General features: G+C 72.6%; 5 protein-coding genes. 3 read left to right on the forward strand and 2 right to left on the reverse strand.

Going from position 1 to position 3208, the window contains the following annotated elements; genetic code table 11:
- Together H5J29_RS36655 and H5J29_RS26765 are read right to left on the reverse strand one after the other, a co-directional pair.
- Positions 1-89 (reverse strand): biotin carboxylase N-terminal domain-containing protein (locus tag H5J29_RS36655; protein WP_181783779.1); only part of this gene is annotated, 89 nt, incomplete at its 3' end.
- Positions 86-1645: an AMP-binding protein gene (locus H5J29_RS26765; protein WP_312858427.1), complete on the reverse strand. Its 1560-nt coding sequence runs from the start codon at positions 1643-1645 to the stop codon at positions 86-88. The genes H5J29_RS36655 and H5J29_RS26765, both read right to left, overlap by 4 nt.
- A 66-nt stretch (positions 1646-1711) precedes the next feature.
- Between H5J29_RS26765 and H5J29_RS26770 the strand changes: the two genes are divergently transcribed.
- From H5J29_RS26770 to H5J29_RS26780, 3 genes are all read left to right on the forward strand, one after another.
- A complete protein-coding gene (locus H5J29_RS26770) occupies positions 1712-2311 on the forward strand; it encodes a TetR/AcrR family transcriptional regulator (protein WP_181783776.1) in 600 nt (199 codons plus the stop codon).
- A 27-nt stretch (positions 2312-2338) separates the two neighbouring features.
- The gene (locus tag H5J29_RS26775) at positions 2339-2644 is read left to right on the forward strand and encodes a hypothetical protein (protein WP_181783777.1); all 306 of its coding nucleotides are present in this window, start codon (positions 2339-2341) and stop codon (positions 2642-2644) included.
- A 78-nt stretch (positions 2645-2722) separates the two neighbouring features.
- Entirely contained in the window at positions 2723-3067 is a 345-nt protein-coding gene (locus H5J29_RS26780; protein WP_181783778.1) for a helix-turn-helix transcriptional regulator, read from the forward strand.
- Positions 3068-3208 lie beyond the last annotated feature (141 nt).

Genomic DNA, 3208 nt, shown 5'->3' on the forward strand with positions numbered 1-3208 from the left:
ACGGCCACGGTCCGGATCCCCAGCGCCGCCGCCGTCGCGATGACCCGGACGGCGATCTCGCCCCGGTTGGCCACCAGGAGGGCCCTCATCGGTCGCCCCGGCGGAGCACGATGCCCGCGGCCTCGCGGTCCCACACCCGCTCATGGATCCCGCTGTCTCGCAACACGTGCTTGTGCACCTTCTGGGTGGGCGTCTTCGGCAGCGAGTCGGCGATCTCGAGATAGCGCGGCACCATGAAGTAGGGCAGCCGGTCGACCAGGAACCGGGTCAGCTCCTCGGGGTCCACGCTCGCCCCCTCCTGCGACACCACGACCGCCTTGATCTCGTCCTCGGTCAGCTCCGACGGGACGGCGACCACCGCGCTCTCGTAGACGGCCGGGTGTTCGTTGATCACCCGCTCGACCTCGAAGCTGGAGATGTTCTCGCCGCGGCGGCGCAGCGCGTCCTTCATCCGGTCGCTGAAGAACAGGCGTCCCTCGGCGTCGGCGCGGAATGCGTCGCCCGTATGGACCCAACCGTCGACGAGCGTCTCGGCGGTCTTCTCCGGCAGGTTGTGGTAGCCGCGCATCACGGTCAGCGGCTCGTCCGGTCGCACCCACAGCTCGCCGATCTCGCCGGTGGGGACGTCGTCGCCCGCCGGGTCCACAAGCCGCAGGGCGTACCCCTCGCGCGGGAAGCCCGCCTCGCCGCCGACGACGGTCTCCGGCGGTCCGTTGAGCACGGCGCCGACCTCGCTCATCCCGTAGACGGCGGCCGCCTCGACGCCGAACCGGGCCGAGAAGCCCCGCACGTCGCTCGCCAGCGGCGCCATGATCGCCAGCTCGAGGGGGTTGTCGGCGTCGTCCGGGCGGGCCGGGCGCTGGGCCAGCAGCTCGGCCATGGCGCCCAGCAGGACGGTCACGGTGATGCCGTGCTCGCGGACCGTGGGCCAGAAGCCGCTCACCGAGAAGCTCGGGACCACCACGCACCGGGACTCGTGGATCAGCGCCTGGTAGACGCCGAACCACTGGCCCGCGAGGTGGAACAGCGGCAGCGTGACGAGGATCCGGTCGCCCGCCCGTGGCCGGGCCTGGTCCTCGCGCGAGGCGTAGGTGTAGGCGTGCGCGTGGGAGACCAGCACGCCCTTCGACGCCCCCGTGGTCCCCGACGTGTACATGTAGGCCATCAGGTCGGCCGGGTCGAGGCGCTGCGGCGCAACGGGGTCGGCGGCGGTCAGCTCGTCGAACCCGACGACCCGGAACCGGCCGCGCAGCTCGTCCGCCGCCGCGGGGTCACCGTGCACGACGACGGTGCGCAGCGCGGTGAGATCGCCCGCCACGCGCGCCACCCGCTCGACCTGCCCCGCCTCGACGACCAGCGCGGAGGCCCCCGAGTCGTTCAGCACGTGGCTCAGGAACGTGCCCTTGTAGGCGGAGTTCACCGGGACCTCGACCATCCCGCCGAGCGCGGTCCCGGTCCAGGCGTGCACCGCGTCGAGCGAGTTGTCCAGCAGCAGGGCGACCGGCTGCTGCCGTGCGACGCCCAGGCCCGCCAGCCCACCCGCGATGCGCAGCGACCGCGCGTGGCTCTGGGCGACGGTGTACACACCGTCCGGCCCGACCTGCGCGAGCGCGTCGGGGATCCGCTCCAGGATCCGTTCGTACACCGCACTGATGGTCCGTCGCTGGACCTCCGGAAGCCCCATGTGCGCTACTTTACAACGGTGTCAAGCATGGGACTCGGTGGACGGAGCCTGGCGGAGGCCGAGAAGCGCACGCTGCTGCTCGACTCGGCCGAGCGCACGTTCTGCAGGCTCGGGTACACCCGCACCACCATCGGCGCCCTGGCGGACGACGCCGGCGTCACCCGCCCCACCGTCTACGCCTACTACCCGTCGAAGGACGAGGTCTTCCGCGCGCTGGCCGACCGGGTGCGAGACGAGTTCCTCGCCCTACAGGAGGAGGTCGACACCAGCTCGCCGCGCGAGATCGGGCGCTCCGGTGTGGTCGGCTACCTGCACGCCTTCGTCCGGCATCGCGGGATGCTCACCGTGATCGCCCACCAGGCCCTCTCCGATCCCGCCCTGCGCGCGCTGCGGGCGGAGATCCACGAGCGCTCCACCCGTCGGCACGCGCGGTTCCTCGCCCGGCTCGAGGCCGCGGGCACGGCCTCCCTCGCGGTCCCGGCGCCCGCGCTCGCCGAGATGGTGACCGGCATCGTCATGCGCTTCGCCGACCTCGCCGAGGCGGACCCGGCGCGGCTCCCGGAGCTCACCGAGGAGCTGGTCGCCGCCTACGAACGGCTCACCGGGCTCGACGATCACCCATACTGACCCGACCGCCGACCACAGGAGACCGCCGTGCACTTCCGCATCACCGCCCTCGCGACCGAGCTCGTGGACCCGGAGGACGTGAAGTCCTTCTCCGTGGTCTCCGACCTGGAGCCCGCGAGCCTCGCCGCGGCGACGGTGCGGGACGGGGTGGGCGAGGTCCTGCCGGGCGGCGAGCACGTGATGATCGAGGTCGCGGCGATCCGGCGGCTGGCGGGCGACCGCGTCGGGCCCGGGTGGGAGGACGACCTGGCGGGCATGCTGGCCTACGCCGAGAAGAAGGGCTGGACCAGCGAGGACGGCACCGCGGTGCGTGCCCACGTCGAGCGCGGCTAGCACCCTTGTAAGCTGGATCACACTCGGCCACCATGGAGGGCTCAAGGCGTCCACCACCGCCGACACCGGGGGGCCTACATGGCCGTACTCGAACCGCGCAACTTCCTCCAGCCCTGCCTGCTACTGCTCCTGCGGGAGCGCGCGGACCACGGCTACGACCTGCTGTCCCGGCTGACCCCGATGCACGACGGCGAGGGGGACTCGGGTGGGGTCTACCGGGCCCTGCGTGGACTGGAGCGCCGCGGGCTCGTCCACTCCCAGTGGTGCACCCCGCAGGCCGGTCCGGCTCGGCGCACCTACCACCTCACCGACGCCGGCGAGTCCTATCTGGAGGACCAGGTCGCGGAGCTGCGGTTGGTCGACGGTGCGCTGCACCGGTTCCTGGAGCGCTACGAGCGCACCGGCGCGGGGAGGGTGGGATGAGCACCTGCTCCGGGCCGGAGTGCGTCACCTGCTCGGACAGCGCGACCGCGGTCACGGTGGTCCGGCTGCTGCCCGCGGACCTCGCCCTCGTCGCGGTCGACGGACGGACCGAGGAGGTCAGCGTGGCGCTGGTCGACGCGG

Origin of the sequence: Pseudonocardia pini (assembly GCF_013870575.1) — a bacterium.
GTDB lineage: Bacteria > Actinomycetota > Actinomycetes > Mycobacteriales > Pseudonocardiaceae > Pseudonocardia > Pseudonocardia pini.